This window comes from Pseudomonas sp. NPDC098740 (assembly GCF_044760065.1).
Taxonomy (GTDB): domain Bacteria; phylum Pseudomonadota; class Gammaproteobacteria; order Pseudomonadales; family Pseudomonadaceae; genus Aquipseudomonas; species Aquipseudomonas rossensis.
Genome location: NZ_JBIWAM010000045.1, coordinates 6,030 through 11,863, shown reverse-complemented (window position 1 = coordinate 11,863; position 5,834 = coordinate 6,030). Strand labels below are relative to the sequence as shown.

Below are 5,834 nucleotides of genomic sequence, written 5' to 3'. Positions count from 1 at the left end.
AGTGGGCAACCCGGCATGGATGCCGGGTTAGCCGCCCCCGGCCATGGATGGCCGATGGCGGCGGGCCCACGGAGCAGGACCGGAGCGAGGGCATGCCGAGCCTAGGCGAGGCACCGAACGAAAGGGGCAAAAGCCTTTGGTTACTTTGGGCTTTTCAAAGTGACCCGCTGTAAGAGCGGAACCCTAAGTGGTCGTTACCGAAACAACGGATATGTACACGACCAAAGACCCAGTCGGCCCTCCGGCCGCTGAACCCGCACAAACAAAAACGGCCTCTACATAAATAGAGGCCGTTTCCGGTACAGATCAAGACGTTATCGCAAGACAGGTCTTACTTGCGGTCTTCCAGCTTGGTGATGTCACGCGACTCATAGCCGGTGTACAACTGGCGCGGACGGCCAATCTTGTACGGGCTGGAGAGCATTTCTTTCCAGTGGGAGATCCAGCCGACGGTCCGCGCCAAAGCGAAGATCACGGTGAACATGCTGGTTGGAATGCCGATCGCCTTGAGGATGATCCCCGAGTAGAAGTCGACGTTCGGGTACAGCGAGCGTTCGATGAAATACGGGTCGGTCAGGGCGATCTCTTCCAGGCGCATGGCCAGTTCGAGTTGCGGATCGTTGGTGATGCCCAGTTCCTTCAGCACTTCGTCGCAGGTCTGCTTCATGACTGTTGCGCGTGGGTCGCGGTTTTTGTAAACCCGGTGACCGAAGCCCATCAGTTTGAACGGATCGTTCTTGTCCTTGGCCTTGGCGATGTACTTGTCGATGTTCGACACATCGCCAATTTCATCGAGCATGGTCAGAACAGCTTCGTTCGCGCCGCCGTGGGCAGGGCCCCATAGTGCAGCGATGCCGGCGGCGATACAGGCGAACGGGTTGGCACCCGAAGAGCCGGCCAGGCGTACGGTGGACGTCGATGCGTTCTGCTCGTGGTCGGCATGGAGGATGAAGATCTTGTCCATGGCGTTGGCGAGTACCGGGCTGATCGGTTTGATCTCGCACGGGGTGTTGAACATCATGTGCAGGAAGTTTTCCGCGTACGTCAGGTCGTTGCGCGGGTACATCATGGGTTGCCCCATCGAGTACTTGTAAACCATCGCTGCCAGGGTCGGCATCTTGGCAACCAGACGGATCGCGGAGATTTCGCGATGCTGCGGGTTATTGATGTCCAGGGAGTCGTGGTAGAAGGCCGAGAGGGCGCCGACTACGCCGCACATGACGGCCATTGGGTGGGCGTCGCGACGGAAGCCGTTGAAGAAGGTCTTCAGCTGCTCGTGAACCATGGTGTGGTTCTTCACGGTGCTGACGAACTGGGCCTTCTGTTCTGCGGTCGGCAATTCGCCGTTGAGCAGCAGATAGCAGGTTTCCAGGTAGTCCGACTTTTCAGCCAGCTGTTCGATCGGGTAGCCGCGGTGCAGCAGAATGCCGTTGTCGCCGTCGATATAGGTGATCTTCGACTCGCAGGAAGCTGTCGACATGAAACCAGGGTCAAAGGTGAAACGGCCCGTGGCCGTCAGGCCCCGAACATCGATTACATCGGGACCAACGGTGCCGGTTAAAATGGGCAGCTCGACGGGGGCTGCGAACTCGATGATCAACTGCTCTTTTTTGTCAGCCATGTGGACTACTATTTATGCTTTAAATCATCAGACAGACCCCCCACGCAGGGCCCGCACCACTATAGTGAGATAAATTCGAATGTCAATTTGCCTAAAGTCTTGCTCCAGAAGGCTTTAACCGGACTTTTTCCTCGAAATTGACTGCCATTTACGCCTTTTATACGACTTGTGCAATGAGCTATTAGGGGAAGGCGATTGCGTTGTCATTAGTAGCCTAACTGTCTATACTCGGCCTCCGACCGCCAGGGGCTTTTGGGCCTGCTTTATTGGGGGTCGCACTCCCTGGGTGGTGGGTACCTGACCAGTGCACTCCCCAACAACTTTGCCCTGATTGTTAGGGGCTCTTCAGTGTGAAAAAAAGCCGTGAATAGCCAACGACCTGTAAACCTAGACCTAAGGACCATCAAACTCCCAGTCACTGCTTACACGTCCATTCTTCACCGAATCTCCGGAATCATCCTCTTTGTCAGCCTGGCCATCATGCTTTATGCATTGGACAAGTCGCTCGGCTCGGAAGAAGGCTTCGGTCAGGTGAAAGCGTGTCTGACCAGTCCGCTAGCCAAGCTAGTGACATGGGGCATCCTGTCCGCCTTGCTGTATCACTTGGTTGCCGGTGTGCGCCACTTGATGATGGACATGGGCATCGGCGAGTCGCTTGAGGGCGGCAAACTGGGCTCGAAAATCGTTATCGCCGTTTCCGTGGTGGTAATCGTTCTGGCAGGAGTTTGGATATGGTAACTAACGTCACGAACCTGTCGCGTTCGGGCCTCTATGACTGGATGGCGCAGCGTGTGTCTGCGGTCGTTCTCGCGGCTTATTTCATCTTCCTGATCGGATACGTCGTCGCCAACCCTGGCATCGGCTACGCCCAATGGCATGAACTGTTCGCAAGCAACTGGATGCGTATTTTCAGTCTCCTGGCCCTCGTTGCCCTCGGCGCTCACGCCTGGGTCGGCATGTGGACCATCGCGACCGACTACCTGACGCCAATGGCGTTCGGCAAGTCCGCGACTGCAATACGTTTCCTCTTCCAGGCGGTATGCGGCGTCGCGATGTTCGCGTACTTCGTTTGGGGTGTGCAGATTCTTTGGGGTATCTGATTCATGTCTACTACAGTTAATACGCTTTCGTTCGACGCCATCATTATTGGCGGCGGCGGTGCTGGCATGCGCGCTGCTCTGCAACTGGCACAGGGTGGTCACAAGACTGCCGTAGTTACCAAGGTTTTCCCGACTCGCTCGCACACTGTTTCTGCCCAGGGTGGTATCACTTGCGCCATCGCTTCGGCAGATCCGAACGATGACTGGCGCTGGCACATGTACGATACCGTCAAGGGTTCCGACTATATCGGTGACCAGGACGCTATCGAATACATGTGTTCTGTAGGCCCGGAAGCGGTTTTCGAGCTCGAGCACATGGGCTTGCCGTTCTCCCGTACCGAACAAGGCCGTATCTATCAGCGTCCGTTCGGCGGTCAGTCGAAAGACTTCGGTAAAGGTGGCCAGGCTGCCCGTACTTGCGCCGCTGCCGACCGTACCGGTCACGCACTGCTGCATACCCTGTACCAGGCCAACCTCAAGGCCGGCACCGTATTCCTCAACGAATACTACGGTGTCGACCTGGTGAAGAACGAAGATGGTGCCTTTGTCGGCATGATCGTCATCTGCATCGAAACCGGCGAAACCTCCTACGTTCGCGCTAACGCCACTGTACTGGCGACTGGCGGTGCAGGTCGTATCTACTCGTCCACCACCAATGCCCTGATCAACACCGGTGACGGCGTCGGCATGGCTCTGCGTGCTGGCGTGCCGGTACAAGACATTGAAATGTGGCAGTTCCACCCGACCGGCATCGCCGGCGCCGGTGTACTGGTGACTGAAGGCTGCCGCGGTGAAGGCGGTTACCTGATCAACAAGCACGGCGAGCGTTTCATGGAGCGTTATGCTCCGAACGCCAAAGACCTGGCTGGTCGTGACGTTGTTGCTCGCTCGATGGTTAAAGAAATCATCGCCGGCAACGGTTGCGGTCCGGATGGCGACCACGTAATGCTGAAACTCGATCACCTCGGTGAAGAAGTTCTGCACAGCCGTCTGCCAGGCATCATGGAACTGTCCAAGACCTTCGCCCACGTCGATCCAGCCGTGGCGCCGATTCCGGTCGTTCCAACCTGCCACTATATGATGGGCGGCGTGCCGACCAACATTCATGGTCAGGCAATCACCCAGGACGCCGACGGCGTTGACCAGATCATCCCGGGTCTGTTCGCGGTAGGCGAAGTGGCCTGCGTATCGGTTCACGGTGCCAACCGTCTGGGCGGTAATTCGTTGCTCGACCTGGTGGTATTCGGTCGTGCTGCCGGCCTGTTCCTGGAACAGACCCTGAAAGAAGGCGTCGACTACACCCGCGCTCGCCAGTCCGACATCGACGCTGCCCTGGCGCGTCTCGATGGCCTGAACTCGCGTACTGAGGGCGAAGACGTCGCCACCCTGCGTAAAGAACTGCAAAACTGCATGCAGAATTACTTCGGTGTATTCCGTACCGGCGAATACATGCAGAAGGGTATTGCCCAGCTGGCTGATCTGCGTGGCCGTATCGCCAACGTCAAGATCAACGACAAGAGCCAGGCGTTCAACACCGCTCGTATCGAAGCTCTTGAATTGCAGAACCTGCTGGAAGTGGCCGAAGCTACCGCCATCGCCGCAGAGATCCGCAAAGAGTCCCGCGGCGCTCACGCCCGTGAAGACTACGAAGACCGCGACGACGAAAACTGGCTGTGCCACACCCTGTACTTCCCGGGTGACAAGCGCGTAACCAAGCGTGCTGTGAACTTCTCGCCGAAGACTGTTCCGACTTTTGAACCTAAGATTCGGACTTATTAAGGGTGGCCGCCATGTTGCAAGTCAGTGTTTATCGCTACAACCCTGATCAGGACGCTGCGCCGTTCATGCAGGAATTTTCGGTCGATACCGGTGGTAAAGACCTCATGGTGCTGGACGTGCTGGCCCTGATCAAAGAGCAGGACGAAGGTTTCTCCTATCGTCGCTCTTGCCGTGAAGGTGTTTGCGGTTCCGACGGCATGAACATCAACGGCAAAAACGCTCTGGCGTGCGTCACGCCGCTGTCCGCTGTCGTAAAAGGTAACAAGCTGATCGTTCGTCCTCTGCCAGGTTTGCCGGTTATCCGTGACCTGGTCGTCGATATGAGCATCTTCTACAAGCAATACGAGAAGGTTAAGCCATACCTGCAGAACGACACGCCGGCTCCGGCCATCGAACGTCTGCAGACCCCTGAAGAGCGTGAAAAGCTCGACGGTCTGTACGAGTGCATCCTGTGCGCTTGCTGCTCGACCTCTTGCCCGTCCTTCTGGTGGAACCCGGACAAGTTCCTGGGTCCAGCTGCTCTGCTGCAAGCGTATCGCTTCCTGGCAGACAGCCGCGACACCAAGACTGCCGAGCGTCTGGCTTCGCTGGATGACCCGTTCAGCGTATTCCGCTGCCGCGGGATCATGAACTGCGTCAACGTCTGTCCGAAAGGCCTGAACCCGACTAAGGCTATCGGTCACGTACGTAACATGCTGCTGCAAAGCGGCGTGTGATTCAGCTGCTGTAACCCGGCTGTTATAAATGTAGTACCGCTGTACCCGTAGATGCTGCGGCGCAGGCTTCAACCGGCGCCGTAGTCTTAACCTGAGCAGCAGCTTATAAGGCTGCGGCTCTTATTTTGAAGAAATGAGACAAGCAGGGGCATCCGGGCTGGTACCCGGACTATCAGCGTGATCCTAAGTGGCTTGTTTTAGTCGCTGCATTCGGACTTCTGCAAGCGTGCTCGGTGTCGACGCCGGTGGTGTTCCCCTAACCGAGGGTGACCAAGCATGCAAGAAAGCGTGATGCAGCGCATGTGGAACAGCGCCTACCTATCCGGTAGTAACGCTGCCTATGTGGAAGAGCTCTACGAGCTCTACCTGCACGACCCTAACGCTGTGCCAGAAGAGTGGCGCACCTACTTCCAGAAGTTGCCTGCTGACGGCAACACTGCCACCGATGTTTCGCACTCCACAATTCGCGATCATTTCGTCTTGCTGGCAAAGAACCAGCGCCGCGCCCAACCGGTTTCCGCCGGGAGCGTGAGCAGTGAGCACGAGAAGAAGCAAGTTGAAGTGCTGCGATTGATCCAGGCCTACCGAATGCGAGGCCACCAGGCAGCCCAGCTTGAC

General features: G+C 57.1%; 5 protein-coding genes and 1 pseudogene. 5 read left to right on the top strand and 1 reads right to left on the bottom strand.

The window, feature by feature from the left end:
- Positions 1-331 precede the first annotated feature (331 nt).
- Complete coding sequence (gltA, locus tag ACIQU2_RS28555; protein ID WP_403145886.1) at positions 332-1,621, bottom strand: citrate synthase; 1,290 nt, start codon at positions 1,619-1,621, stop codon at positions 332-334.
- Between the two features lie 363 nt (positions 1,622-1,984).
- Here gltA and sdhC point away from each other — a divergent pair, with 363 nt between their 5' ends.
- The 5 genes and pseudogenes from sdhC to ACIQU2_RS28530 all read left to right on the top strand — a co-directional run.
- A complete protein-coding gene (sdhC, locus tag ACIQU2_RS28550) occupies positions 1,985-2,359 on the top strand; it encodes a succinate dehydrogenase, cytochrome b556 subunit (RefSeq protein ID WP_046053263.1) in 375 nt (124 codons plus the stop codon).
- Entirely contained in the window at positions 2,353-2,721 is a 369-nt protein-coding gene (gene sdhD / locus ACIQU2_RS28545; RefSeq protein WP_007945134.1) for a succinate dehydrogenase, hydrophobic membrane anchor protein, read from the top strand. The genes sdhC and sdhD overlap by 7 nt, the downstream gene beginning before the upstream one ends.
- A gap of 3 nt (positions 2,722-2,724) precedes the next feature.
- The gene (gene sdhA / locus ACIQU2_RS28540) at positions 2,725-4,500 is read left to right on the top strand and encodes a succinate dehydrogenase flavoprotein subunit (protein WP_403145884.1); all 1,776 of its coding nucleotides are present in this window, start codon (positions 2,725-2,727) and stop codon (positions 4,498-4,500) included.
- Positions 4,501-4,511: 11 nt separating this feature from the next.
- On the top strand, positions 4,512-5,216 hold the full coding sequence (locus tag ACIQU2_RS28535) for a succinate dehydrogenase iron-sulfur subunit (protein ID WP_046048041.1): 705 nt from the start codon (positions 4,512-4,514) through the stop codon (positions 5,214-5,216).
- A 276-nt stretch (positions 5,217-5,492) separates the two neighbouring features.
- Positions 5,493-5,834, top strand: a pseudogene (locus ACIQU2_RS28530) (2-oxoglutarate dehydrogenase E1 component); the annotation flags it as partial.